Source organism: Enterococcus sp. DIV2449a, from assembly GCF_051711225.1.
Taxonomy (GTDB): Bacteria; Bacillota; Bacilli; order Lactobacillales; family Enterococcaceae; genus Enterococcus_D; species Enterococcus_D casseliflavus.
Window position 1 is genome coordinate 1,371,425 of the sequence record NZ_JBIOME010000001.1, and the last position, 24,687, is coordinate 1,396,111.

Below are 24,687 nucleotides of genomic sequence, written 5' to 3' on the forward strand. Positions count from 1 at the left end.
CGAAAGCTGTAAGGAGGAGAATCATGGATTTTTTAGAAACGATCATCCAGAAAAAAGTTGAAGAAGTTGCCGCGATGCCACAAGAAACCGAAAAGGTCGTAGCGAAACGCCCATCATTTTATCAGCAAGTCAAGGACCGACCACAAAAGATGCACCTCATTGCTGAAATCAAGCGTGCTTCACCCTCAAAAGGAGACATTAACCAAGCGATCGACCCAGTCACGCAAGCGCAAGCTTATGAAGCCGCGGGAGTCAGCGGAATTTCTGTTTTGACCGACCAGCAGTTTTTCAACGGCTCGCTGGCAGATCTTGAAGCAGTCAGTAAGGCTGTTTCGGTGCCTATACTATGCAAAGACTTCATTATCGACAAAAAACAATTGATTCGTGCCAAGAATGCGGGTGCCAGTATCGTTTTATTGATCGTGGCTGCGTTAGAGCCTGCCCGTTTGGTCGCGCTGTATCAAGAAGCCGAAGCACTAGGGTTGGAAGTACTCGTTGAGACTCATAATGCGGCTGAATTTCAACAAGCCCAAGCATTAGGTGCCAAAATCATCGGCGTCAACAATCGTGACCTAAAAACTTTTGACGTTTCCTTGGATGTCAGTGTTGCTTTAGCACCTCAGCCATCAGAGGCGGTTTATATCAGTGAATCTGGTATTCGAACTGCCGCAGATGTGCTGCAGCTTGCACCGTTTTATCATGGAGTCCTCGTTGGAGAAACGTTGATGAGAAGCAATCGAATTGCTGAAACAGCGGCAGATTTGCAGGTGAGCCGCCGATGACCAAAGTGAAAATTTGCGGACTCACCGAACGCCTGCATGTCGAAACTGCCATCAATGCAGGAGCAGATTACCTTGGCTTTGTTTTTGCTGAAAGCCGTCGGAGAATCGATCCGACCCAAGTCCGCAAGATAACGGAGCAAGTTCCCGAAAATGTAGGGAAAGTCGGGGTTTTCGTTTCTCCAAGTGTTGAAGAAGTGCAAGCGGCAATTCAAGCCGCCCAACTGACAGCGATTCAGCTCCATGGAAAGGTTCTGCCATCTTTGCAAACAGCCATTCAGAAGGGCGTTTTTGCTCATCAAAAGATCGCAGTGATCCAAGCCTTTGATGGAGAAGCAGAAACTTTAAAGCAAGATTTCCTGAGCTGCGATGCAGATTTTGGTTTATTGGACGCTCCAGTAAGAGATCACCCTTATGCTGGCGGCAACGGCCAGTCCTTTGATTGGCAAAAAGCGGCGAGAGAACCGTTGCCGTTGTCTGAGCGATTTTTTATTGCTGGCGGGTTGCACGCGGAAAATGTAGATGAGGCGATCCAACTTTTTAGGCCTTATGCTGTCGATGTTTCTTCAGGCGTTGAAACCCAGGGCAAGAAAGACAGTCGGAAAATCGAACAATTTATTTACTTAGTAAAGGAGAAGATAAAATGACCCAATACCCCACAGAAGCAGGATTTTATGGTTCCTTTGGCGGACAGTTTGTGCCAGAGACATTGATGTATGCAGTCAAGCAATTGGAAACTGTCTATCGTGAAGCACAAACGGACGCAAGTTTTCAAGCTGAATTACAGGAATATTTGCAAGAGTATGTAGGAAGAGAGACCCCCCTTTATCATGCCCAGCGCTTGTCACAACACTTAGGCGGTGCCAAAATTTATCTGAAGCGAGAAGATTTGAATCATACGGGTGCCCATAAAATCAATAATGCACTTGGCCAAGTCTTATTAGCAAAACGGATGGGGAAAAAGAAAGTGGTAGCAGAGACCGGTGCTGGGCAGCATGGCGTCGCCACAGCAACTGCGGCCGCGTTGTTCGGTATGGAATGCACGATTTTTATGGGCGCGGTAGATGTTCAGCGGCAAGCACTAAACGTCTTTCGAATGGAATTGTTGGGAGCAAAAGTGGTTTCAGTTACATCAGGCAATCAGACATTGAAAGATGCTGTCAATGAAGCGCTGCGCTACTGGGTCGCAACCGTCGAGGACACTCATTACGTGATGGGTTCGGTACTCGGTCCGCATCCTTTTCCAGAGATCGTTCGAGATTTTCAAAGTGTGATTGGGAGTGAGACACGGCGGCAACTTTTAGAAAAAGAAGGACAACTACCAACGACAGTCGTTGCTTGTGTTGGCGGCGGCAGCAATGCGATGGGAATGTTTTATCCTTTCATCAACGATCAAACCGTTCGTTTGATTGGCGTTGAAGCAGCTGGAAAAGGCGTGGATACTACCGAGCATGCGGCGACTTTAACGAAAGGCAGTATCGGTATTTTACATGGTACCAAAATGCATTTGCTGCAAGACGATGATGGGCAAGTGATCGAACCTTATTCGATTTCAGCCGGCTTGGATTATCCTGGTGTCGGTCCCGAGCATTCATATTTGAAGGAAATTGCGCGAGCGGAGTATTTCTCGGTCACTGATGAAGAAGCCGTTGACGCCTTTTATCTCTTGTCTCAAATCGAAGGCATTATTCCTGCTTTGGAAAGTGCTCATGCCGTTGCCTATGCTTTAAAGCTAGCGCCAACGATGACAGCAGAAGAACGCTTAGTGATCTGTTTGTCTGGGCGAGGGGACAAAGATGTTCAACAAATCAAAGATCGGAAAGGAGCAGCGAAATGACCAGCAAAACATTGACGATGAAACTAAAAGAGCGCCAAAAACAAGGCAAGCCTTTGTTTGTACCTTATATTATGGCGGGTGCCAACGGACTGGAACGCCTGCCGGCAGAAATCGAGCTATTGACGACACATGGCGCAGCCGCCATTGAAATCGGCGTGCCCTTTTCAGATCCAGTCGCAGATGGAGCGGTCATCCAAGCAGCTGGAATGCAGGCATTAGCCAATGGGACCACTTTAAAAAAGATCATTGCTTTGCTGCAAACGATCCATTCTGAGGTTCCACTGGTATTGATGGGGTATGCCAATTCATTCTTTCATTATGGCATTGAACAGCTAGCAAATGAGTTAAAAACGACAGATGTGAAAGGGTTGATTATTCCAGATTTGCCATTTGAACATCGATCACTAGTAACGCCTACGTTTGATGCGGCAGATCTCGCGCTGCTCACACTGGTCTCTTTGACCAGTCCGCCAGACAGAATTCAGACGCTGATCGAAGAAGCAGAAGGGTTCGTCTACGCTGTGACAGTGAACGGTGTCACTGGAGAAGATCGCCAATACAACGAACAGCTGGATCAGCATTTGCAAGCCATTTCGGAAAAAAGTCCGATTCCAGTATTGGCTGGTTTCGGAGTCTCGACCAATGCAGACGTGCAGCGCTTTGCCCAAGTGTGCGATGGGGTAGTGATCGGTTCAAAAATCGTAGCAGCCTTACAAAACGAGCCACTGCCTAAAGTCAGTGAGCTGTTAGCAGAACTTGTTGGTAAGCCATAGAAAATCAAGGTGAAGGAAAGAACCCGAGTTGGGTTCTTTTTTTTATGAGAAAACTAGTATTCGAGATACTGATGGGCTGCTATGGAAAAAGAACACGATGTGTGAAGTGGAAAAGAAAAAAAGGCTGATGGAAGATCAGCCTAAATTGTTGTGATTATGCCAGTGTATCGGTGTCGATGGTGACTGTCTCGCAAAAATGCCCTCTGCCCCCAACGTAAACACGTTGGATTTCCTTTCGCGAGGACGTAGCTAGTTTGACAAAGATTTCAGAAGGTTCACCTAAATTGCTGCCTTGTTCAAAGCGATACACTTCTTTTTCAAGGGAACATTTTTGATGCAAGAAGCAAGCCAAAGCGGCATTGGAAGTACCTGTGGCAGATTCTTCATTGATGTCAAACAGCTAATAATAGAATAAACACGGAAACGATGATGCCAATGAAAGAAATTTGCTGAAGATTGAAGCGGATGGGAAGCGATCGTTTGATTGCTTTTGATGAGGAAGGGAACAGGCTGTTGATTATTCGCCAAATTGCTATGGCAAAAAATCTAAATCAATTTGGCACACATTTGGCACAAGAACAAACAAAAACCGCCAAGAACAAGGGTTCTCGACGGTTAAATAACGTTCCAGGAGGGATTCGAACCCCCGACCGTTCGCTTAGAAGGCGAATGCTCTATCCGGCTGAGCTACTGGAACAAATAATTTTCAGCGAATGCTCACTTCGCCTAAGCTGTTGAAATCAATCAGCAACAAATAACATTATAGAAAAAGGGCGCAGCAATGTCAATCTCTTTTCGCCCTTTTCTTATTTTTTCTTTGAAAAAAGGAAGCGCAGCTGCCCTCAACCTTTCTCAGGTTCCTCAAGGATTACGCTATCTGCTTCTTTCGTAATGAGAATCACACCATCTCCTAAAGGGACGAGGGTGGAGGTCAGCTGAGGATGGTTCATCACGGTATCCAAGAAAAGATTCAACTTGCGATGGATCGCTCGCTGGTTGCGAGGGATGTCTTCGATGGGTTGTAGAATCGTTCCAGCTTGAAACACGTCATCCACCATCAACACACCGCCTTTGCGTAATAGACGCAGACATTCTGGTAAAAATTCAATGTATTTCGATTTGGCGCTGTCCATGAAGATAAAATCATAAGGCCCACTCAATGTAGGCAGGACATCTGCCGCTTGTCCTTCTAATAGCGTGATTTTGTCTTCATTTCCTAAGCGAGCATAGGTTTCTTTGGCTTTGCGGATCATGACGTCAAAGCGATCGATCGTTGTGACATGACCCTCTTTCACACATTGTGCCATCAAGCTTGAAGAAAAACCGATCGCTGTGCCGATCTCAAGGATTTCTTTTGGCTGAAGCTGTCCCAATAAAAACTGCAAAAAGACCACAGTTTCATGTGGGATGATTGGCACTTCTTTTTCATGAGCGGCTTGCTCGATTTCACCAAGTTCGCCGGGTAATTGTTTTTGTTTTTCACGCATAAACGCCACTAGTTCTGGTTTGACTACTGGACGATGCATCATTTCGTTGCGCATCTTCATCCTCCTCATTTATCGCTGCCCCTTATTATACGAATAACTCACCTTAAGTTCAATCTTTTCGAGTCTTTGGAACAACAAAAAAACCAGTCATACGACTGGCAGGATAAAGGGGTGAAAAATATTTTTGGGATATTTCTATCATAACGGTGTTATGTGGAGGTTTGGTTAAAATCCTGTGAAGATCTCGTCAGGTTCTGCTTAAATTTTCATCAAGGAAGAAAAGCAACCCATCATCAGGGCGAAAACGAACTTTTTATCGAAATATTCAGAAAATTCAGGGAAAAGTGTTGACAGAGGAACCTGCTGTTTGGTATCTTCATAACAAGATAAAAAAAGTGATAGGTGACGACGATGGATAAACGATTGAAACAAACAGCTGCATTTTTATTATTATTATCGTAAGGACTCTTTTTCTATGACCCGCCTTTTTAAGGCATCATTTGAAGAGTCCTATTCGCATTGCATGAAGGAAACCCTTTATGGAGTGCTTTTTTTATACCATTTTTTCAATTTGTTTGAATGAGGTCGCGCCAAGCGTGCCCCTACCACTGCCAAGGAGGAAATAGTGATGAGAAAAATCCAGTTTTTTGACACCACATTGAGAGACGGTGAACAGACGCCGGGAGTCAACTTCAATACGAAAGAGAAGGTTCAACTGGCGCTGCAATTAGAAAAATGGGGGATCGATACGATCGAAGCGGGCTTTCCGATTGCATCAGAAGGAGACTTTCAAGCAGTCCAAGCGATTGCTGGGGCGGTGACGAAAATGACCGTTGCAGGACTTGCCCGTTGTCAGAAAAAAGACATTGATCGTGCCTATGAAGCTCTTCATCAAGCCATCGATCCCCAGATCCATGTCTTTTTAGCAACGAGTGAGGTGCATCGCCAGTACAAGCTGAATATGACGAAAGCAGAAGTACTCGCTTCCATCAAAGAACATGTGGCTTATGCCCGTGAACGCTTTGAAAAAGTTCAATTTTCGCCAGAAGATGCCACCCGCACCGATAAGGCCTTCTTGCTTGAGGCGGTTCAAACAGCGATTGATGCCGGCGCGACGATCATCAATGTGCCCGATACAGTAGGGTTTACCAATCCTACGGAATATGGTGCGCTTTTTGCCTATTTGATCGCCAATATCAAGAGTGAGCAGCCGATCATTTTTTCTTCCCATTGTCATGATGACTTGGGAATGGCGACAGCCAATGCGCTGGCAGCTATCGAAAATGGTGCTGATCGGGTGGAAGGAACGATCAACGGGATCGGCGAACGAGCGGGCAATACCGCACTAGAAGAAGTGGCGCTGGCGTTGCATATTCGCAATGATTTCTATCAGGCTACCTCCAACATCAAGTTAAACGAAACAAAACGCACCAGCGATCTGGTGGCACGTTTGTCTGGGATCACGGTACCGAAAAACAAAGCGATCGTCGGCGGCAATGCCTATGCCCATGAATCTGGGATTCATCAAGATGGCGTCTTGAAAAATCCTGAAACTTACGAAATCATTACCCCGCAACTGGTAGGCGTACAAACCAACTCACTGACTCTAGGCAAACTTTCTGGCCGCCATGCGTTTGTCGATAAAATGCAGCAGCTGGGGTACCAGTTTGACCAAGAAGAAACCAACGAGTTGTTTAAACGTTTCAAAGAGTTAGCAGATAAAAAGAAGCAAGTGACCGAACAAGATTTGCTGGCTTTGGTGGCTGATCAAGGCCGCAGTCAAGAAGGTGGCTGTGAGTTGGACGCCGTTCAGCTACAATATGTGTCCAATGGCCATCAAGGAGCGGTGGTTTCTATCATCAAAGATGAGGAAAAACAAGTGGCATCAGCTATCGGTGCCGGCAGTATCCAAGCAATCTACAACTCGATCGATCAGATTTTCCAGCAGCAGCCGAAGTTGTTGAACTATGAGATCACTGCCTTGACCAGTGGGGAAGATGCGCAAGCGGAAGTGCACGTGGTTATTGAATGCCAAGAAACCAATGAAAAAATCAGCGGGATCGGCTTAGACTTTGATGTCTTGCAGGCGTCAGCCAAAGCCTATGTACAGGCTAGCGCAGCTCTAAAGAATCGAGGTGTCCTTGTTTGAAAAAGATCGTGGTTTTAGCAGGAGATGGTATCGGACCAGAAATTATGGCCAGTGCGCTTGCGGTATTGAAAGCGGCTTGTCCAGACCATCTCCAACGCTTTCATTTTGACCCGTGGCCATTTGGTGGTGCGGCGCTGGCACTTACTGGAGAGCCATTGCCGCAAGAAACACTACAAGCTTGCCAGCAGGCGGATGCGATCCTTTTAGGAGCCATTGGTGATCCAGTTTGGGAAAACGCACCGATAACACCCGAGAAAGGACTTTTGAATTTGCGTCAAGCGTTAGGGCTATACGCCAATATTCGACCCATCAAAGTAGTTGATGCGGTGATTGCTTTGTCTCCCATTAAAGAAGCGATCCTTCGGGGGACAGATTTTGTCATCGTTCGTGAGTTGACTGGCGGTATTTATTTTGGCGAAAAAGCAGAAAAACCTGAAGAAGCCTACGACATCAATCATTATCATCAAGCAGAGATTCGACGGATTTTGCGTAAAGCCTTTGAGATCGCCCGTACGCGGAAGAAGCGGGTTCTCTCTGTCGATAAAGCAAATGTGTTGGCGACTAGCCGACTTTGGCGCCGATTAGCGGAAGAAACGGCACAGGAATTCCCAGATTGTCAGTTGACTCATCAATATGTTGATTCCGCCGCTATGAAAATCATCCAAAATCCCAAAGACTTTGATGTAATCGTGACAGAAAATCTCTTTGGCGACATTTTAAGTGATGAAGCCTCGGTTTTGCCAGGGTCCTTAGGGGTGCTGCCCAGCGCAAGTCATGGCGCAGAAGGGGTTTCTTTATATGAACCGATTCATGGCTCTGCACCTGATATCGCTGGGCAAAATTGCGCCAATCCGGTTTCCATGATTTTATCTGTCGTCATGATGCTAAGAGAGTCCTTTCAAGAGGAAGAGCTAGCGGATACCATCGAAAGTGCTTGTTACGAGGTAATGAATGCGGGAATCTTGACCCGTGATTTAGGTGGTACAGCAACGACAACTGCCTTTACAGAAGCGGTTATTGCACAGTTAGGAGTGAGCAATTATGGGGAAAACGCTGTTTGATAAACTATGGGATCGGCATGTCATCACAGGAGAAGAAGGGCAAGCGCAGCTGCTTTATGTCGATCTGCATATGATCCATGAAGTGACGACACCGCAAGCCTTCGAAGGATTACGGCAAGCGGGACGGACAGTCCGTTGTCCCGAAAAAACCTTCGCAACGATGGATCACAACGTGCCTACCAAAGATATTTTTACCATCACTGATTTGGTTGCAAAAAAGCAAATGGACACGTTACGTAAAAACTGTCGAGATTTTGGGATCGAATTGTGTGACAATGGCTCTGCCAACCAAGGAATCGTCCACATGGTTGGCCCAGAAGTTGGCTTGACCCAACCAGGGAAAACGATCGTTTGCGGTGATTCCCACACTGCCACCCATGGTGCTTTCGGTGCGATCGCGTTTGGGATCGGTACGAGTGAAGTGGAGCACGTCTTTGCGACACAGACGATTTGGCAGACAAAACCGAAACGCATGGGAGTTGAGATCACCGGTCAGCTGCAGCCGGGAGTGTACGCCAAAGATATTATTTTGGCATTGATCGCGACCCATGGCACTGATTTTGGTGGTGGCTATGCCGTAGAATTCTTTGGCGAAACGATCCGTAGCCTGACGATGGAAGAACGCATGACCATTTGCAATATGTCGATCGAAGGTGGGGCGAAAATGGGCTTGATCGCACCTGATGAAACGACCTTTGCTTATGTGAAGGATCGACGCTTTGCGCCGCAAGCGTTTGCCAGTGCGGTGTCTGATTGGCAAACCCTTTATACCGATGAAGATGCCAGCTATGATGCCCTGATCACCCTAGACGCAGCAACCTTAGAACCCTATATCACTTGGGGAACCAATCCTGAAATGGGGGTACCTGTCAGCGAAGCGTTTCCTGAAGTGCGGGATCACAATGATCAGCAAGCCTATGAATATATGGCGCTGCAACCTGGACAGACAGCTGCTGATATTCCTATTGAATACATTTTTATTGGATCGTGTACCAATGGTCGGTTGTCTGATCTGCAAGAGGCAGCGGCGATTTTGAAAGGTCAAACCATCAAAGAAGGGGTCACTGGTATTATCGTTCCTGGTTCACGCCCTGTCCGTAAAGCAGCAGAAGCGATCGGTTTAGACAAAGTCTTTATTGACGCTGGTTTTGAATGGCGGGAGCCTGGCTGTTCCATGTGCTTAGGAATGAATCCTGATAAAGTACCAGAAGGCGTCCATTGTGCCTCCACATCAAACCGCAATTTTGTTGGACGGCAAGGGAAAAACGCGCGGACGCACCTGTGTAGTCCAGCGATGGCGGCAGCAGCTGCGATTCATGGGCGCTTTGTCGATGTACGAGAAGTGTTTGGAGGTGTTGGTTAATGGAAGCTTTTACGCAATTTGAAGGTACGACGCTGCCTTTGATGAATGACAATATCGATACCGATCAAATCCTACCGAAAAATTATTTGAAGCGCGTTGAAAAAACGGGTTTTGGCGAATTTTTATTTGACGATTGGCGCTATTTGCCGCAACGCAAGCCTAATCCAGCATTTATCTTGAATGATCCAGCATATCAGACCGCTCAAGTCCTCGTCACTGGTGATAATTTTGGTTCTGGCTCTTCTCGAGAGCACGCGGCATGGGCGCTGTTGGATTACGGCTTTAAAGCCGTGATTGCTGGCAGCTTCGGTGATATTTTCTATATGAATGCCACCAAAAACGGGCTGCTGCCCATCGAGCTGCCTTTGACTGTTCGCCAAAGGATCGCTTCGCTGCCTGCTTCAGAAAAAATCAGCATCGACTTGCCAAGGCAATGTGTGATCGTTGCTGGGGAGGAGCATTTCTTTGCAATCGATGCTACTTGGAAACACAAATTGATCCACGGTCTCGATGAGATCAGTATCACGTTGCAGGAAGAGGCGAAAATCACCGCCTATGAGCAGACGATTCCAGCGTATTGGCAGTAGGGCTAGGGGACTGGACGTTATTCGTCGGCTGGTATTTGTGAGAGAATGTTTCTTAACCCTCGCCAATCGGCTTCGATTTGCGGAGTCAACGTTCGATTGTAAAAGATCGCAGCGGGATGATACATCGGCACGATCAAATATTCTTTTTCCGACCATTGATAGCCATCTTTTGTTGGATTGCTTTCTTGTATTTTGGAACGGATCACTTCGCCATGGTGATCTTTGATATAATAGGCGTTGCCTAATAATCGCTGCAGTCCGATATTGCCAACAGTTGCAATGACGGGCGGATCTACAACGGACAACTCGTAGTCAAGCAGCGGTGCGTGTAGCAAGACTTCTTTTTTGGTAGGTGTCCGATTGGGATGGACGATCTCATGGACACCGCTGCGCTTGTTGATCCGTTCTTTGACGGAGTATGGGCGACTGCGAACAGCGCTGGTGATGTAGACATCCTCACGGGTCAAACCGGCTAAAGCCAACGATTTCATCAATTCTTTTCCTGCTTGTCCGCTAAAAGGAATAAAATTCTCGATTTCGGTTCGTCCAGGGGCTTCCCCAACGATCATCAATTTGGGCTGCAGCGGTCCTTGACCGGGAACAAATCCTTCCAACGGATAACTGCGGGACGCCTGTTGAACGGCAGTGGCTAATTCTTTGGGGTATTGCATGAAAACTCCTCCAATTCTGTTTCACTTATGCTCTTTCTTCTATAGTAATAGAAAATAAAAAATGCACAAAAGGAAATGACTAGTAGCAAAAGAATTCTGTCTTTTCCTTAATTAGTGATTGACTTTAGGAAAACATTTTGATAAAGTTAATCTGTTGTAATTGTGGACTCCACAGCTACAACCGCACAGAACAAGTAGTAAGTACGAAAGTCACTTGGGATGGCGAGTCTAAGTATATTATAAGGAGGTGCTGTAGAGCATGTACGCAATTATCAAAACTGGTGGGAAACAAGTAAAAGTTGAAGTGGGTCAAGCAATCTACGTTGAAAAATTAGACGTTGAAGCTGGACAAAAGGTTACTTTTGATGAAGTTATCTTAGTAGGTGGCGAATCAACAAAAGTTGGTGCCCCAATCGTTGCAGGAGCAACTGTTGAAGGAACTGTTGAAAAACACGGCAAACAAAAGAAAGTCGTAACTTTCAAATACAAACCTAAAAAACATTCACACCGTAAACAAGGTCACCGTCAACCTTACACAAAAGTTGTTATTGACGCGATCAACGCTTAATTCTTACGAAAAGCAGGGTAACGAATATGATCAAAGGGACATTCAAACGAAATGACTCTGGTCGGATTGTTTCTTTTGAACTAGCTGGACACGCACAAGCAGGAGAATACGGCAAAGACATCGTCTGTGCTGCAGCATCCGCTTTAGCGATCAGTGCAGTCAATGGGATCGATGCTTTGGCTGGCGTTGCGCCAAAAGTTGAAGCAGATAACGAAAATGGTGGGTACTTATTAGTCACACTGCCTTCTCGTTTGACCCAAGAGCAGTCGAATATCGCACAAATTCTTTTAGAAAATTTGTTGATCGGCTTGCAATCAGTTCAAGAAGAGTACAACGATTATATCCAAATCAAAACTACTAAAGAAAACTAGGAGGTGCATCTCATGTTGATGAAAATGAATTTGCAATTCTTCGCTCACAAAAAAGGTGGGGGTTCTACTTCTAACGGACGTGACTCTCAATCAAAACGTTTAGGTGCGAAACGTGCTGACGGTCAAACCGTTTCAGGCGGATCAATCCTTTATCGCCAACGCGGTACTAAAATTTACCCAGGGGTAAACGTAGGTATCGGTGGAGATGATACATTGTTTGCAAAAGTTGACGGCGTTGTTCGTTTCGAACGTAAAGGCCGCGACAAAAAACAAGTATCTGTTTATCCAGTAGCGCAAGAAGCATAAGAAAATGACATCCAGATTACGTAAAAGTAACCTGGGTGTTTTTTTATACACTAATGAAACCGTTTTAACGAAATAGTTATTTATAATGGCTTAGATAAGGAGAGAAGTAATGATTCAATTAAAAGAAATCACGAAAGAAAACTATCGTGCGTGCATGAATTTGAAGACAACGAAGGAGCAAGAAGACTTTGTTGCGCCCAATTGGTACTCAATGTTAGAGGCGATCTATGAGGAACCTCGTCAGGCATTTGCCCTATACAATGGTGAGGAAATGGTTGGCTTTATCCTATTTAGTTTTTACGAGGCAGATGAGGATTATCCAAAAGCTTCGTGGTGGATCGAGCGATTTATGATCGCAGAGAAATTCCAAAATCAAGGGTTAGGCACTCAGGCGTTTCTTGCTGGGTTAGATTGGTTCAAAGCCCATATCCAAGCGCAAGAATTAAGGATCTCCGCTGTGGATGGCAACGAGATCGCAACGAAGCTTTACGAACGCAATGGCTTTGTTTTGACGGGTGAAATGATTGAAAACGAGCATGTACTCTTGTTGCAGCTGCCAACGGATCAAGGGTAAATGACTCTTTCTACAGTAAGAGAATAAGGTCAAAAGCAGAGGTTCTTAAGGGAATCCTCTGCTTTTTTTTGTGTTGTTTCGTAAAAAAGTGTGCGGTCATCTTCTGGTTAGACGTTTCAAGAAATTTTGTGCACTTGGGGTAAGAATGACGAGTATGTCCATGCTTTGTTGTTCACAAAGTTCCTTTTGCTGTTAACAGAATCTTTACACGTTGACAACACAAACCTTATATTCATTTGATACTCTGAAGAAGTAGAACAAATGGAAAGAAACTTTCGAAAAACGTTGATTATTGAGAATGTGCTCACGAATGATTTCGGTCAAAACACGAACATTATCAAAAAAGAAAACGTTCGTAATTCGAAAAAGATTGTTTTTAATTCGTTGGTTTTTTATAATCAAAAAGGAAAGTTCGGAATTCCATGAGTTCGATTTTTTAATGAAAAGGAGAAAAAGTGATGAAAGTTTGGAAGAAAACGGCAATGTTTGGTTTAGGTTTGGTGGCAGCAGTTACGCTGGCGGCTTGTGGCTCAGGTGGAGCAAGTACTGACTCGGCGGCTGAGGACGCAGGATATGTACCAGAAAAGTTGACCGTTCAATTTGTTCCATCACAAGCAGCAGAAACATTAGAAGCAAAAGCAAAACCACTTGAGCAATTGTTAAGTGATGAATTGGGGATTCCAGTCACAGTGAGTGTTTCCACTGACTATAATACAATCGTCGAAGCAATGGCTTCGAAACAAGTAGATGTCGGCTTTTTACCGCCGAATGCCTATGTTTTAGCAAATGAACAAAGCAATGTTAAAGTACTGTTGCAAGCACAGCGTTATGGCATCAAGCAGCCTGGTGGCGAATCAACGGATGAATTGGTTGATAGCTATCGTTCAATGATCGTCGTAAAAAGCGGCAGCGACATCAAAGAGTTGGAAGATTTAAAAGGCAAAACGATTGCCACGCAAGATGTTACTTCTTCTGCCGGTTATGTTTGGCCAGTAGCAGAAATGAAAAAAGCAGGCATCGATATCAATACGGATGTGACGACTGTTCAAGTCAAAGGCCATGACCAAGCGGTCTTATCTGTCTTGAATGGCGATGTTGACGCGGCGTTCGTTTTTGAAGATGCCCGTAACACGGTCAAAAATGATTACCCAGAAATCATGGATGAGGTAGAACCAATGTACTTTACCGAACCGATTCCGAACGATACGATCAGTGTTCGCAGCGATATGAGTGAAGAGTGGGACAAAAAGATCCAAGATGCCTTTATCGCGATTGGAAAAGATGAAGAAGGAAAACAAATCATCTCTGATATTTACTCTCATGAAGGATACGTTGTTTCACAAGACAGCAATTTCGACATCGTAAGAGAGTATGCGGAACAAGTCGGACAATAATTAATAGATGAATAGATCGGGAGGGTACCGGTAGTTGAGGTACCCTTTTCGAATGGACAGCAATTTTTACCTAATGGAAAGAAAGTAGGAGAATCATGGCTCTAGAGAACGAAACGATTATTTCATTTCAGAATGTGACCAAGCAATACCCAAATGGGGTGTTGGGGTTGAAGGACTTGAACATCGATATCAAAAAAGGGGAATTTGTCATCGTAGTGGGCTTATCCGGTGCAGGTAAATCGACGATGCTGCGCTCCATCAATCGACTGCACGAGATCACGAGTGGCGAGATTTTAATCGATAACAAGTCGATCACAAAAGCAAAAGGAAGAGAGCTGCGCTTGATTCGTCGAGACATTGGCATGATTTTCCAAAGCTTCAATTTGGTGAAACGTTCGAGTGTCTTGCGAAACGTCTTAACGGGGCGGGTGGCTTATCATCCCACGATCAAAATGCTGCTGGGTCTGTTTCCGCAAGCGGACAAAGAGTTGGCGTATCAATCACTGCAGCGGGTCAATTTAGCAGAAAAAGTCTATACCCGAGCCGATGAATTGTCTGGCGGTCAGCAGCAGCGGGTTTCGATTGCCCGGGCTTTGACGCAAGAGCCGAAGATTATTTTAGCGGATGAACCAGTTGCTTCATTGGATCCGTTAACCACTGAAAAAGTCATGAATGACTTAAAACGGATCAATCAAGATCTGGGGATCACCATCGTAGTCAATTTACATTCTGTCCAATTGGCAAGAGAATACGGCACGCGGATCATCGGGTTGCGAGACGGAGGCTTGGTTTTTGATGGCCCTGTCAGTGAAGCGACCGATCAGCGATTGAAACAGATTTATGGCAGCGAGATCATGGAAGAGCAGGAAGGGGCAGAACAATGACGACAAATACGTTGCCGAAACGCAGCGGACTATGGAAAAATGTTCTTTGGCTCGTCATTTTTTTAGTGGTATTGTTCGTTAGCGGCTCTATTTCAGGTGTTGATTTGGCACGGTTCTTTAGCAATAGCAGTCAAATGAATGTCATCTTACAAAAGATGGCTCATCCTGATTGGGCATATGCCAAAATCATTGTTGAGCCGATTTTGCAAACGATCCAAATGGCGATCATCGGCACAACCTTTGGTGCACTGGCGGCCTTTCCGTTTTCACTTTTAGCAGCACGAAATATCATGACCAATCATTGGATCAGTGGTTGTTTCCGTTTTGTTTTGAATATCATTCGGACGGTACCTGATTTGATGCTGGCGGCTTTATTTGTTGCCATTGTCGGAATTGGTCCGGTTGCAGGGGTGATCTCCATCTCTGTGTTTTCTTTTGGGATGATCACCAAATTGTTTTATGAATCGATTGAAACGATTGATGAAGGGCCGATCGAAGCGATCACGGCTTCTGGAGGATCGAAGTTTGATATCATCCGCTATGCAGTCGTACCGCAAGTCATGAGCCATTTTCTTAGTTACTTGCTTTATGCCTTTGAGATCAATGTGCGGGCATCGACGATTCTTGGGTATATCGGCGCAGGTGGAATCGGTGTTTTCTTACAACGATCTTTAAGCCAATTTCGATATGACCAGACGTCGATCATCGTCTTAGTGATTTTTGCAGTTGTTTTGGTGATTGATACCATTAGTAATAGATTAAGGGAGCGATTATTATGATGTTGCCAGCAGAACCGAAAAAGAAAAAAATACGGAATTGGCTGATCGCTGTAGTCGTTATTCTCCTTTATATCTGGGCTTTTGCTGGCGTGCCTTTTGCTGGTGTTAAAGAAAATGTCGGTCAAATTGTCGGCTCGATCTTTTATGGCCTGATCCATCCTGATTGGGGCTATGTTTATACCGGTGATGGCGAAGATTTGATCAGTCTGATGATCGAAACCGTCGCGATTGCCTTTGTTGGGACCTTTTTGTCATCGATTTTAAGTATTCCTTTTGCCTTTTGGGCGGCGCGCAGCAAAAACAGCCCTCGCTGGTTATCGGGATTTGGGAAAATCGTGCTGACGGCGATTCGAACGTTTCCAGAAATCGTCTTAGCGATCATGTTCATCAAAACAGTGGGTCCCGGCTCCTTTGCTGGTGTTTTGGCAGTTAGTGTCCATTCCATTGGGATGTTGGCAAAACTCTATAGCGAAGCGATCGAAAACATGGATCATGGTCCCTCGGAATCCGTCATTAGTGCGGGAGGAAGCCGCTGGGATGTATTAGGCTTTGCGACATTGCCACAACTGATTCCAGAATTTCTTTCTTTTACCTTGTATCGTTTTGAACTGGCTGTCCGTTCAGCTTCGATCTTAGGGATCGTAGGGGCAGGTGGGATCGGTACACCGATGATCTTTGCCATCAATGCGCGTTCATGGAGCCGTGTAGGGATCATTTTATTAGGGATCGTGGTGACGGTCACGATCATTGATTTTATTTCTGGGCGTTTGCGTAAACGATTGGTTTAATAAAATGAAGTGAGTACTCGAAAAAAACACAGTCTGATTAGGCTGTGTTTTTTTGTAGGGGATAGGCGGAGGTCGTTTAAGACAGGTTTCGTGAAACTTGTTATACTGGATTCATAGAAAATGAACCCAAACAAGGAGGCTGTTTTATGAAAGCATTATTGATCGTCAATCCAAGCTCTGGTGGGGAACAGGCCCAAGAATATGAGCAGCTGGCAGAAGAAAAGCTGCGGGAAGCTTTTTCAGAAGTCGTGGTCAAACATACCGAGAAAGAAGGAGATGCCACGCGTTTTGCCTCTGAAGCGGCAGCAGAATTTGACAGTGTCTTCGCAATGGGCGGTGATGGTACCGTCAATGAAGCAGTCAATGGCTTAGCCCCTCACGACAAACGACCAAATTTTGGTTTCTTCCCACTGGGAACAGTAAATGATTTAGCCAGAGCATTAGCGATTCCACTAGATCCTAAGGAAGCTATCGAATCATTTGCAGTGGATCACACCCGCAAAATCGATATTGGGCAGGTCAATCAAGACTATTTTACCAATGTGGTGGCGATTGGTATGATTCCAGCGGCGATCAACAATGTGGAAGTTGAAGAAAAAACCAAGCTGGGAAAAATGGCCTATTTTGTTTCTGGTCTACGGGAAGTGCGGAAAAATGAAAGTCATCCGTTTGAAGTGACCGCCGAAAATAATGGCGAAAAAACGACAATCGAGGTTGAAAGCAGTACGATGATCGTTGGTTCATCCAATACGATCGGCGGTTTCGAATCTCTTTTGCCTAAAGCGAGTACCGATGACGGCAAATTACATCTGATCTACTTGAAGGATACGAATCTTTGGGAAACTGTCAAAAGTGTGCCTGAGCTTCTCAAAGGAGTTACGGAATCAAATGATGTTCTTGGTTATCAAACTTTTGATAAAGCTGCGATTCGTTTGACGGATGGGGCAACGATCGAAACGAATGTCGATGGTGATCCAGGGCCGGAATTGCCGATCACAGTAGCGGTGCTGCCGCAACATCTTACCGTGTATTGCGGAGCTGAAAAAGCCCGCTAAATCATTTATAACTAGGAAACGATCCGTCAAAAGCGGATTGTTTTTTTTATTCAGAAAGAGTATACTGGGAAAAAATTTACTGAAAGAAGGGGTTCTATGACGATACGTTCTGCCACGATTGCAGATGCCCAAGCCTTGACAGCAATCTATGCTTATTATGTAGAAAATACACCGATTACCTTTGAAACGGAGGTACCATCGGTTCAAGAGTTCGCGGAACGCATCGCCAAGACCTTGAAACGCTACCCGTATCTCGTTGCAGAAGAGGGTGGTGAAATCGTCGGTTATGCCTATGCGTCAGCCTATAAAGAACGGGCGGCGTATGATTGGACCGTTGAAGTAACCGTTTATTTAGCACCGGATGCCAAAGCAAAAGGGCTCGGCACCGCTCTTTATCAAGCGCTTGAAGAAAAATTAAAAGCGCAAAACGTGGTCAATCTGACTGCATGTATTACAGGAGGCAATCAACAAAGCGAGGCTTTTCATGAGAAGCTTGGGTATCGGAAAGTTGCTGATTTTGCGCAGGTCGGCTATAAGTTCAATCAATGGCACGATGTGATTTGGATGCAAAAAGAACTGCAATGGTTTCCTGAGAAGGTACCAGCGTTCATTCCCAATGAAAAAGCCTAACGCATCCTGACTTTTGAATATCTTTTTTTGGCAAAATGCTTTATGCTGAGAGTAGCATGTGATAGGACGTTCTATTGCTCTTTCGAACAAAGTATTTTGCTTTTTCTGTGCGGAAAAAAAGTTGCTTTTTTATAGAAAAATGAGTAAAGTATTCAAGTGGAAAAAACAAGGAGGCGAAGCTGTTGGGCAAGCGAATCGAACGGATTTATCAATATATCGTCGAAAATACGATGAGCGGCTTAGGGGAAAAGAAAGGGTTGTCTACTTCAGAAGTTGCCGATCATTTAGCCATTCAGCGCAGTAATGCCAGTAAGGATTTAAATAAGCTTGTCAAAGAAGGGCGCGTCGAAAAAAGCGACTCGCGGCCTGTTCGCTACTGGGCGGCAGGGGTCGATCCCAGCAGTAGGGAAAAGTATGTGCCAAGCTACAAAGAAAGTCGCCCGCAAAGAGAAAAAGCCTTCCCTCAACGGGTACAAGGAAAACCCTCTGACCGAGATATTTTTGCGACGATCATCGGTGCCAACGGAAGTATGAAAAATGCCGTTGAGCAGGCGAAAGCAGCGATCTTGTATCCGCCAAAAGGGCTAAACTGCTTGATCACAGGGCCTACTGGTTCTGGGAAAACCTACTTTGCCCATGCAATGTTCCAGTTTGCCAAAAGCAATCAAGTAATTGCCGATGACAAAGAATTGATCGTCTTTAACTGTGCCGACTATGCAAATAACCCAGAGCTTTTGATGAGCCATTTGTTTGGTTATGTACGGGGGGCATTTACGGGTGCCGATCAAGAGAAGATCGGTATTATTGATCAAGCGGATGAGAGTATGTTGTTTCTCGATGAGATCCATCGATTACCGCCAGAAGGGCAAGAAATGATTTTTTACTTTATGGACCATGGAACGTTTAGTCGCTTAGGGGAGACGGGCAAAAATCATCAAGCGAATGTCCGAATCGTTGGAGCGACTACCGAAGACCCCAACTCAACGCTATTAGATACCTTTACCCGACGCATTCCTATCAATATTCAACTGCCCTTCTTTGAGAAACGACCCGCATCAGAAAAAGTCGATCTCGTTCGGGTGTTAGTCGGGCAAGAGGCGTCCCGGATTCAGCGGACGATCACCTTGACAGAAGATGTAGTCAAAGCGTTGATCGGCAGTGTCAGTTTTGGGAATATCGGTCAATTGAAATCCAATGTCCAGCTCGTCTGTGCTCGGGGCTTTTTGAATCATATGCAACAAGATGAGATTGAGATCGATTTGATCGATTTGCCAGAAGGGATTCGTTCAGGATTGATCGTTTTGGGGAATCGCCGCAATGAGCTGGCGGAGCTTTCTAAGATCCTTGAACCGAAGATCAGCATTCAACCGAATCAAAACTTAAACAATATTCAATCAGATTCCTATGAATTGCCTTACAATCTCTACGACATCATCGGGGATAAAGCAGCCTTATTAAAAGCAGATGGTTTGGATCAAGAAGCAATCAATCATTTTATTTCAACCGATATCAATGTTCATTTAAAATCTTTTTATAAAGATCACGGATTCTCTTTTAATTCTGTCAATAAACTAAGTGAATTTGTCGATCAGAAAGTGATCAGTGTAACAAATCAAATTTATGAGATGGTTCGGAAACGGTTAAATTACGATTTCCAGCAAAACTTTATTTACGCGATGAGTCTGCATATCAGTTCTTTTTTGAAAAAAATCCATTTGGGAGAAGAACGGCAAACCAACGACAACATTCGTCAAATGGTGGCGGATTACCCCCAAGAGTTCGAAGTTGCCAAAGAAGTCCGCGACTTCATCGGCGACAGCTTTCACGTGGCGATTCCTGAAAGTGAATCCTATTACTTGGCAGTTCTATTGGTTTCACTGCGTACGACACATTCCTCTGGGAAAATTGGCGTCGTCGTTGCAGCCCACGGCAACAGCACAGCCAGTAGCATGGTACAAGTGGTCAAACAGTTGCTGGAAGTCGATCAAGTGACAGCGGTGGACATGCCATTAGATATGCCACCGGCTGTGGCGTTGAAAAAAATCGTGGATAGTGTACGAGCAGTCAATGACGGCAGTGGGGTGATCCTCTTAGTCGATATGGGGTCCTTAGCGACATTTAATAATGAAATCCAGCGAGAAACGGGTGTGGCTGTTCGAACAGTCGATATGGTGACTACCTCCATCGTCCTCGAGACGGTCCGTAAAGCGTCAGTGATCGGCACGGACCTCGATCAGCTCTATGATTCATTACGGAAGTTCCGCGGATATGGAGCGGTCACTGTAGAAGAACCAGTGACACAAAACCACCACCCTAAAGCGATTTTAGCGGTCTGCGCTTCGGGGAAAGGGACAGCGCAGCGCATCAAAGAATTGATCCAAAGCTCATTGTCAAAACGCCAAAATCAAAATGTTGACGTAGTGACCTTATCGGTGGCGGATCTGAGAACGGACTTGGATCAGATTCAACAGCGCTACCGGCTGATTGCCGCAACGGGGATCATTGATCCGCATATCGATGCACCGTTTATTTCATTAGAACGTTTTATCGACCAAGATGTTGATCTTTTGTTGGATGATATCTTATTGGAAAACGATTTGAGTTTTGAAGATGAAGTGCAGCTAGATGATCGGCAGGCAAAGGAAATCTGTGTTCGGTATTTAGAGGAAAACTTTACCTATATCAATGCGAAAAAAGTGGTAGAGCCGTTGTGGAAATTTGGCGAAGAGATCATTCACGATTTGGATTTGGTAGGGGCGCAGCAAGGCTTTCAGATCAATTTTGTGATGCATGGCGCAGGTATGCTGGAGCGGATCTTATTGCGTCAACCATTGACTGTTTCTGAAGTTGATTTAGCAGCGATGGAGGAGAATCCTCTTTATGGCCAATTGCATGTGCATGTCCAATCATTTTCGCGCTTGATGAATATCGAAGTGCCGAAGACAGAAGAGTATTACCTGCTGGAGCTGATCAAAAACCATCACGAAAAAGAAATGTATTTTTAAATCCTGCAAATAATACAGATACACTAAAAAAGATACAGTATTTTTTAGTGTATCTTTTTTAGTGTATTGTCCGAATGCTGATTCTTAAGGTTTTTTCAAGAATAGTGTATCGAAAAAACTTGGCACGCTTCTTGCTTCTATATAAGTGGATACAGGAGGTGATTGAAAAAAGAACAGATCCTCAATATGAAAAGCGGATCGATGGATGTAGGAGGCTTGCACAATGGGAATGGATATACGTCTTGCCCGAATCGACGATCGGTTGATTCATGGTCAGGTCGCCACAGCTTGGTCGAAAATGACTGGTATCAATCGAATCATCGTGGTCAGTGATGAGGTCGCAAATGACCAATTACGGAAGTTTCTCTTGAAAGAAGCTGCTCCACCAGGAATCAAATCCAATGTGGTGACAGTAGCAAAAATGCTTGAGGTGGCGCATAACACATTATTTAATACGCAAAAAGTCATGTTATTATTTACCAACCCTCAAGATGTCGTGACTCTGGTCAAAGGAGGCATTGACATTCGTTCCGTCAATATCGGCGGCATGAGCTTTTCAATGGGAAAACGGATGATCACTAATTTCGTGTCAGTCAATGATCAAGATCTTGCTTCGCTGCTTTATTTGCAAAATCAAGGCATAGAAGTAGAGATACGCAAAGTTCCAGCTGATCGTAAAATCTTTTTGAAGGATATTTTGGAAAAAGAAGGTAGTCACCCTTAATTTTTTCGATGTTGTTTTTTCTTTCGTATTCGTGTCACATTTTTCAATTTTGATATAGGAGGTAAAAAGATGGTAGGAATTATCCTAGCAAGTCATGGAGAATTTGCTAACGGCATTTTGCAATCTGGTTCAATGATCTTCGGCGAACAAGAAAATGTTAAAGCTGTTACATTGATGCCAAGTGAAGGTCCAGATGACATCAAGGCAAAAATGCAAGAAGCAATTGCTACATTTGACGATCAAGAAGAAGTATTATTCTTAGTTGATCTTTGGGGTGGTACTCCTTTCAACCAAGCAAACAGCTTGTTTGAAGATCACAAAGACAAATGGGCAATCGTTGCTGGTATGAATTTACCAATGGTGATCGAAGCCTATGCTTCACGTTTTTCAATGAACACTGCGCATGAAATCGCTGCGCACATCGTTGAAACAGCTAAAGAAGGGGTTAAGGTCAAACCAGAAGAGCTTGAACCAGAAGAAGCGACAGCACCAAAAGCTGTGCAAGACGATCAACCTAAAGGATCACTTCCTCCGGGAACCGTTCTAGGCGATGGCAAAATCAAAATCGTGCTTGCGCGTGTGGATTCTCGTTTGCTACATGGTCAAGTCGCTACAGCTTGGACAAAATCAGTCAATCCATCTCGGATCATCGTTGTTTCTGATGCAGTGGCAAAAGATGATTTGCGTAAAAAACTGATCGAACAAGCAGCTCCTCCAGGAGTAAAAGCGAACGTCATTCCAGTGGACAAAATGATCGAAGTTTCTAAAGACCCTCGTTTCGGGAATACGAAAGCTTTACTATTATTTGAAAACCCACAAGATGTATTGCGTGCAGTTGAAGGCGGCGTTGACATCACTGAAGTGAACGTTGGTTCAATGGCTCACTCTGTTGGGAAAGTTGTTGTAAGTAAAGTATTGTCGATGGGTACGGACGATGTGAAGACATTTGAAGATCTAAAAGGACGCGGCATCAAATTTGATGTGCGTAAAGTGCCAAATGACTCTCGAGACAACATGGACGAAATCTTACGCAAAGCCAAAAATGAATTGGCGAATAAATAGAAACGTATTCAACTAAATAGGAGGTCTATCATGACTATTATATCTATGGTATTAGTAGTACTCGTTGCCTTTTTAGCTGGTATGGAAGGAATCTTGGATGAATTCCAATTCCATCAACCGCTAGTCGCGTGTACTTTGATCGGTTTAGTGACCGGTAATTTGGAAGCATGTATCATTTTGGGCGGATCATTACAAATGATCGCACTTGGATGGGCAAATATCGGTGCCGCTGTTGCACCTGATGCTGCATTGGCGTCTGTTGCATCTGCAATTATTTTAGTTTTAGGTGGACAAGGAACTGCTGGTGTTGATACAGCGATTGCCGTTGCGATCCCTCTAGCTGTTGCTGGTTTGTTCTTGACAATGATCGTTCGTACATTGGCTGTGCCAATCGTTCACTTTATGGATGCTGCTGCTGAAGAAGGCAACATTCGTAAAATCGAAATGTGGCATGTGATCGCTGTATGTATGCAAGGGGTTCGTATTGCGATTCCTGCAGCTGCATTGTTGGCAATTCCTGCTGCAACTGTTCAAAACTTCTTAGAATCAATGCCTGCATGGTTAACTGATGGTATGGCTATCGGTGGTGGTATGGTCGTTGCCGTTGGTTATGCAATGGTTATCAACATGATGGCAACTCGTGAAGTATGGCCATTCTTCATTATCGGTTTCGTTATCGCAGCTATTTCTCAATTGACATTGATTGCTATCGGTGCTTTGGCAGTAGCAATCGCATTGATCTACTTGAACCTAACTAAAATGGGCGGATCATCAAATGGAGGCGGCGGCAGCAACACTGGCGACCCTCTAGGCGATATCTTGAATGACTATTAGAATCGAAGGAGGAGAAAAAAATGGCAGAAAAAATTCAATTAAATAAAAAAGATCGTTTAGCCGTAGCATGGCGCTCTACCTTCATTCAAGGTTCATGGAACTATGAACGTATGCAAAATGGTGGTTGGGCATTCTCAATGATTCCAGCAATCAAAAAATTATACAAAACAAAAGAAGACCGTGCCGCTGCATTGAAGCGTCACTTAGAATTCTTTAACACTCACCCATATATCGCATCGCCAATCTTAGGGGTAACGTTAGCGTTAGAAGAAGAACGTGCCAATGGCGCGCCTGTCGATGACGTAGCGATCCAAGGGGTAAAAGTTGGGATGATGGGTCCTTTAGCCGGTGTCGGTGACCCTGTGTTCTGGTTTACTGTACGTCCGATGTTAGGTGCTCTAGGTGCTTCTCTTGCTTTAGCTGGAAACATCTTAGGTCCAATCATCTTCTTCGTTGCATGGAACATCATCCGTTGGGCATTTATGTGGTACACACAAGAATTCGGCTACCGTGCTGGTTCAAAAATCACTGATGACCTTTCAGGCGGATTGTTGCAAGATGTAACAAAAGGTGCTTCAATTTTAGGGATGTTCGTATTAGGGTCACTCGTTCAGCGTTGGGTATCGATCTCATTTGCGCCAGTTGTCTCAAGCGTACCGCTTGATGAAGGTGCTTATGTCGATTGGGCGAACTTGCCTTCTGGCTCTGCTGGTTTGCAACAAGCCTTCCAACAAGTTGCTGAAGGCCGTGCGTTGACTGATACAAAAGTAACAACATTGCAAAACAACTTGGATCAATTGATTCCTGGTCTAGCTGCACTATTGCTTACTTTATTATGTATGTGGTTATTGAAGAAAAAAGTTTCTCCAATCATCATTATTATCGGTCTATTCTTAGTCGGTATCGGTGGACACTTGATCGGATTGTTATAATCTTTTCAACGAAAGGTGCTTGGGGCAACCCAAGTACCTTTTTATTTATTCGCCAAACCTGCTGCAAAGACGTA

Annotated in this window: 25 protein-coding genes, 1 tRNA gene, 1 pseudogene and 1 other annotated feature; of the genes and pseudogenes, 23 read left to right on the forward strand and 4 right to left on the reverse strand. The window is 44.7% G+C overall.

Translation table 11 applies throughout. From position 1 onward, the window contains the following. The first annotated feature begins 23 nt into the window (after positions 1-23). Genes trpC through trpA form a run of 4 tightly spaced genes read left to right on the forward strand, consistent with a single transcriptional unit; the run spans position 24 to position 3,389 of the window. The gene (gene trpC / locus IGI76_RS06405; protein WP_194192943.1) at positions 24-782 is read left to right on the forward strand and encodes an indole-3-glycerol phosphate synthase TrpC; all 759 of its coding nucleotides are present in this window, start codon (positions 24-26) and stop codon (positions 780-782) included. Further along, complete coding sequence (locus IGI76_RS06410) at positions 779-1,426, forward strand: phosphoribosylanthranilate isomerase (protein WP_438781234.1); 648 nt, start codon at positions 779-781, stop codon at positions 1,424-1,426. The genes trpC and IGI76_RS06410 overlap by 4 nt, the downstream gene beginning before the upstream one ends. Continuing rightward, positions 1,423-2,616: a tryptophan synthase subunit beta gene (trpB, locus tag IGI76_RS06415; RefSeq protein WP_438781236.1), complete on the forward strand. Its 1,194-nt coding sequence runs from the start codon at positions 1,423-1,425 to the stop codon at positions 2,614-2,616. Before IGI76_RS06410 ends, trpB begins: the two co-directional genes overlap by 4 nt. Beyond that, positions 2,613-3,389 (forward strand): tryptophan synthase subunit alpha, encoded by a 777-nt coding sequence (gene trpA / locus IGI76_RS06420; RefSeq protein WP_194192940.1) that lies wholly within the window; start codon positions 2,613-2,615, stop codon positions 3,387-3,389. The genes trpB and trpA overlap by 4 nt, the downstream gene beginning before the upstream one ends. 154 nt (positions 3,390-3,543) lie before the next feature. Here the strand turns inward: trpA and IGI76_RS06425 are convergent. The 3 genes and pseudogenes from IGI76_RS06425 to IGI76_RS06435 form a co-directional block, all read right to left on the reverse strand. Beyond that, a pseudogene (locus tag IGI76_RS06425) lies at positions 3,544-3,789 on the reverse strand (PhzF family phenazine biosynthesis protein); the annotation flags it as partial. Positions 3,790-4,012: 223 nt separating this feature from the next. After that, a tRNA-Arg gene (locus tag IGI76_RS06430) sits at positions 4,013-4,086 on the reverse strand. A gap of 145 nt (positions 4,087-4,231) precedes the next feature. After that, positions 4,232-4,930: an O-methyltransferase gene (locus tag IGI76_RS06435; protein WP_005225745.1), complete on the reverse strand. Its 699-nt coding sequence runs from the start codon at positions 4,928-4,930 to the stop codon at positions 4,232-4,234. Between the two features lie 574 nt (positions 4,931-5,504). Between IGI76_RS06435 and IGI76_RS06440 the strand changes: the two genes are divergently transcribed. Genes IGI76_RS06440 through leuD form a run of 4 tightly spaced genes read left to right on the forward strand, consistent with a single transcriptional unit; the run spans position 5,505 to position 10,036 of the window. Continuing rightward, complete coding sequence (locus IGI76_RS06440) at positions 5,505-7,025, forward strand: 2-isopropylmalate synthase (protein WP_194192939.1); 1,521 nt, start codon at positions 5,505-5,507, stop codon at positions 7,023-7,025. Continuing rightward, positions 7,022-8,086, forward strand: a complete 1,065-nt coding sequence (leuB, locus tag IGI76_RS06445; RefSeq protein WP_194192938.1) for a 3-isopropylmalate dehydrogenase — start codon at positions 7,022-7,024, stop codon at positions 8,084-8,086. Before IGI76_RS06440 ends, leuB begins: the two co-directional genes overlap by 4 nt. Then, positions 8,067-9,449 carry a 3-isopropylmalate dehydratase large subunit gene (leuC, locus tag IGI76_RS06450; RefSeq protein ID WP_194192937.1) on the forward strand — a complete coding sequence of 461 codons (1,383 nt, stop codon included), beginning with the start codon at positions 8,067-8,069 and terminating at the stop codon, positions 9,447-9,449. The genes leuB and leuC overlap by 20 nt, the downstream gene beginning before the upstream one ends. Then, positions 9,449-10,036 (forward strand): 3-isopropylmalate dehydratase small subunit, encoded by a 588-nt coding sequence (leuD, locus tag IGI76_RS06455; RefSeq protein WP_016612252.1) that lies wholly within the window; start codon positions 9,449-9,451, stop codon positions 10,034-10,036. Before leuC ends, leuD begins: the two co-directional genes overlap by 1 nt. Before the next feature lie 17 nt (positions 10,037-10,053). Here the strand turns inward: leuD and IGI76_RS06460 are convergent, their stop codons facing one another. Further along, positions 10,054-10,707 (reverse strand): uracil-DNA glycosylase, encoded by a 654-nt coding sequence (locus tag IGI76_RS06460; protein WP_194192935.1) that lies wholly within the window; start codon positions 10,705-10,707, stop codon positions 10,054-10,056. 169 nt (positions 10,708-10,876) lie between these two features. Then, positions 10,877-10,947 (forward strand) — a sequence feature (ribosomal protein L21 leader region). 19 nt (positions 10,948-10,966) lie between these two features. Here IGI76_RS06460 and rplU point away from each other — a divergent pair. The 15 genes from rplU (at position 10,967) to IGI76_RS06535 (ending at position 24,613) form a co-directional block, all read left to right on the forward strand. After that, positions 10,967-11,275, forward strand: coding sequence for a 50S ribosomal protein L21 (rplU, locus tag IGI76_RS06465; RefSeq protein ID WP_005225751.1), 309 nt, complete (start codon positions 10,967-10,969; stop codon positions 11,273-11,275). A 26-nt stretch (positions 11,276-11,301) separates the two neighbouring features. Next, positions 11,302-11,646, forward strand: coding sequence for a ribosomal-processing cysteine protease Prp (locus IGI76_RS06470; RefSeq protein WP_005225752.1), 345 nt, complete (start codon positions 11,302-11,304; stop codon positions 11,644-11,646). Between the two features lie 12 nt (positions 11,647-11,658). Next, entirely contained in the window at positions 11,659-11,952 is a 294-nt protein-coding gene (rpmA, locus tag IGI76_RS06475) for a 50S ribosomal protein L27 (RefSeq protein WP_003126181.1), read from the forward strand. Between the two features lie 109 nt (positions 11,953-12,061). Next, positions 12,062-12,526, forward strand: a complete 465-nt coding sequence (locus IGI76_RS06480; RefSeq protein ID WP_194192934.1) for a GNAT family N-acetyltransferase — start codon at positions 12,062-12,064, stop codon at positions 12,524-12,526. A 458-nt stretch (positions 12,527-12,984) separates the two neighbouring features. Further along, entirely contained in the window at positions 12,985-13,920 is a 936-nt protein-coding gene (gene phnD / locus IGI76_RS06485; RefSeq protein WP_015509497.1) for a phosphate/phosphite/phosphonate ABC transporter substrate-binding protein, read from the forward strand. 95 nt (positions 13,921-14,015) lie between these two features. Continuing rightward, positions 14,016-14,804, forward strand: coding sequence for a phosphonate ABC transporter ATP-binding protein (gene phnC / locus IGI76_RS06490; protein ID WP_194192933.1), 789 nt, complete (start codon positions 14,016-14,018; stop codon positions 14,802-14,804). Further along, positions 14,801-15,583 (forward strand): phosphonate ABC transporter, permease protein PhnE, encoded by a 783-nt coding sequence (gene phnE / locus IGI76_RS06495; RefSeq protein WP_005235330.1) that lies wholly within the window; start codon positions 14,801-14,803, stop codon positions 15,581-15,583. The genes phnC and phnE (IGI76_RS06495) overlap by 4 nt, the downstream gene beginning before the upstream one ends. Beyond that, on the forward strand, positions 15,580-16,371 hold the full coding sequence (gene phnE / locus IGI76_RS06500; RefSeq protein WP_010747988.1) for a phosphonate ABC transporter, permease protein PhnE: 792 nt from the start codon (positions 15,580-15,582) through the stop codon (positions 16,369-16,371). Before phnE (IGI76_RS06495) ends, phnE (IGI76_RS06500) begins: the two co-directional genes overlap by 4 nt. A gap of 146 nt (positions 16,372-16,517) precedes the next feature. Next, entirely contained in the window at positions 16,518-17,426 is a 909-nt protein-coding gene (locus IGI76_RS06505) for a diacylglycerol/lipid kinase family protein (protein WP_194192932.1), read from the forward strand. Positions 17,427-17,522: 96 nt separating this feature from the next. Next, the gene (locus tag IGI76_RS06510) at positions 17,523-18,056 is read left to right on the forward strand and encodes a GNAT family N-acetyltransferase (RefSeq protein ID WP_194192931.1); all 534 of its coding nucleotides are present in this window, start codon (positions 17,523-17,525) and stop codon (positions 18,054-18,056) included. A gap of 230 nt (positions 18,057-18,286) precedes the next feature. After that, positions 18,287-21,061, forward strand: a complete 2,775-nt coding sequence (locus IGI76_RS06515) for a sigma-54-dependent transcriptional regulator (protein WP_151195364.1) — start codon at positions 18,287-18,289, stop codon at positions 21,059-21,061. 229 nt (positions 21,062-21,290) lie between these two features. Further along, the gene (locus IGI76_RS06520) at positions 21,291-21,785 is read left to right on the forward strand and encodes a PTS system mannose/fructose/N-acetylgalactosamine-transporter subunit IIB (RefSeq protein WP_026008065.1); all 495 of its coding nucleotides are present in this window, start codon (positions 21,291-21,293) and stop codon (positions 21,783-21,785) included. Positions 21,786-21,854: 69 nt separating this feature from the next. Further along, complete coding sequence (locus tag IGI76_RS06525; RefSeq protein WP_005225763.1) at positions 21,855-22,847, forward strand: mannose/fructose/sorbose PTS transporter subunit IIA; 993 nt, start codon at positions 21,855-21,857, stop codon at positions 22,845-22,847. Positions 22,848-22,877: 30 nt separating this feature from the next. Further along, positions 22,878-23,681 carry a PTS mannose/fructose/sorbose transporter subunit IIC gene (locus IGI76_RS06530; RefSeq protein ID WP_005225764.1) on the forward strand — a complete coding sequence of 268 codons (804 nt, stop codon included), beginning with the start codon at positions 22,878-22,880 and terminating at the stop codon, positions 23,679-23,681. A 20-nt stretch (positions 23,682-23,701) separates the two neighbouring features. Then, positions 23,702-24,613: a PTS system mannose/fructose/sorbose family transporter subunit IID gene (locus IGI76_RS06535; RefSeq protein ID WP_005225765.1), complete on the forward strand. Its 912-nt coding sequence runs from the start codon at positions 23,702-23,704 to the stop codon at positions 24,611-24,613. Positions 24,614-24,687 lie beyond the last annotated feature (74 nt).

Coding starts and splice junctions, on each gene's coding strand:
- trpC (WP_194192943.1), top strand. CDS start 24: ATGGATTTTTTAGAAACGATCATCCAGAAAAAAGTTGAAGAAGTTGCC.
- IGI76_RS06410 (WP_438781234.1), top strand. CDS start 779: ATGACCAAAGTGAAAATTTGCGGACTCACCGAACGCCTGCATGTCGAA.
- trpB (WP_438781236.1), top strand. CDS start 1,423: ATGACCCAATACCCCACAGAAGCAGGATTTTATGGTTCCTTTGGCGGA.
- trpA (WP_194192940.1), top strand. CDS start 2,613: ATGACCAGCAAAACATTGACGATGAAACTAAAAGAGCGCCAAAAACAA.
- IGI76_RS06435 (WP_005225745.1), bottom strand. CDS start 4,930: ATGCGCAACGAAATGATGCATCGTCCAGTAGTCAAACCAGAACTAGTG.
- IGI76_RS06440 (WP_194192939.1), top strand. CDS start 5,505: ATGAGAAAAATCCAGTTTTTTGACACCACATTGAGAGACGGTGAACAG.
- leuC (WP_194192937.1), top strand. CDS start 8,067: ATGGGGAAAACGCTGTTTGATAAACTATGGGATCGGCATGTCATCACA.
- leuD (WP_016612252.1), top strand. CDS start 9,449: ATGGAAGCTTTTACGCAATTTGAAGGTACGACGCTGCCTTTGATGAAT.
- IGI76_RS06460 (WP_194192935.1), bottom strand. CDS start 10,707: ATGCAATACCCCAAAGAATTAGCCACTGCCGTTCAACAGGCGTCCCGC.
- rplU (WP_005225751.1), top strand. CDS start 10,967: ATGTACGCAATTATCAAAACTGGTGGGAAACAAGTAAAAGTTGAAGTG.
- IGI76_RS06470 (WP_005225752.1), top strand. CDS start 11,302: ATGATCAAAGGGACATTCAAACGAAATGACTCTGGTCGGATTGTTTCT.
- rpmA (WP_003126181.1), top strand. CDS start 11,659: ATGTTGATGAAAATGAATTTGCAATTCTTCGCTCACAAAAAAGGTGGG.
- IGI76_RS06480 (WP_194192934.1), top strand. CDS start 12,062: ATGATTCAATTAAAAGAAATCACGAAAGAAAACTATCGTGCGTGCATG.
- phnD (WP_015509497.1), top strand. CDS start 12,985: ATGAAAGTTTGGAAGAAAACGGCAATGTTTGGTTTAGGTTTGGTGGCA.
- phnC (WP_194192933.1), top strand. CDS start 14,016: ATGGCTCTAGAGAACGAAACGATTATTTCATTTCAGAATGTGACCAAG.
- phnE (WP_005235330.1), top strand. CDS start 14,801: ATGACGACAAATACGTTGCCGAAACGCAGCGGACTATGGAAAAATGTT.
- phnE (WP_010747988.1), top strand. CDS start 15,580: ATGATGTTGCCAGCAGAACCGAAAAAGAAAAAAATACGGAATTGGCTG.
- IGI76_RS06505 (WP_194192932.1), top strand. CDS start 16,518: ATGAAAGCATTATTGATCGTCAATCCAAGCTCTGGTGGGGAACAGGCC.
- IGI76_RS06510 (WP_194192931.1), top strand. CDS start 17,523: ATGACGATACGTTCTGCCACGATTGCAGATGCCCAAGCCTTGACAGCA.
- IGI76_RS06515 (WP_151195364.1), top strand. CDS start 18,287: ATGAGCGGCTTAGGGGAAAAGAAAGGGTTGTCTACTTCAGAAGTTGCC.
- IGI76_RS06520 (WP_026008065.1), top strand. CDS start 21,291: ATGGATATACGTCTTGCCCGAATCGACGATCGGTTGATTCATGGTCAG.
- IGI76_RS06525 (WP_005225763.1), top strand. CDS start 21,855: ATGGTAGGAATTATCCTAGCAAGTCATGGAGAATTTGCTAACGGCATT.
- IGI76_RS06530 (WP_005225764.1), top strand. CDS start 22,878: ATGACTATTATATCTATGGTATTAGTAGTACTCGTTGCCTTTTTAGCT.
- IGI76_RS06535 (WP_005225765.1), top strand. CDS start 23,702: ATGGCAGAAAAAATTCAATTAAATAAAAAAGATCGTTTAGCCGTAGCA.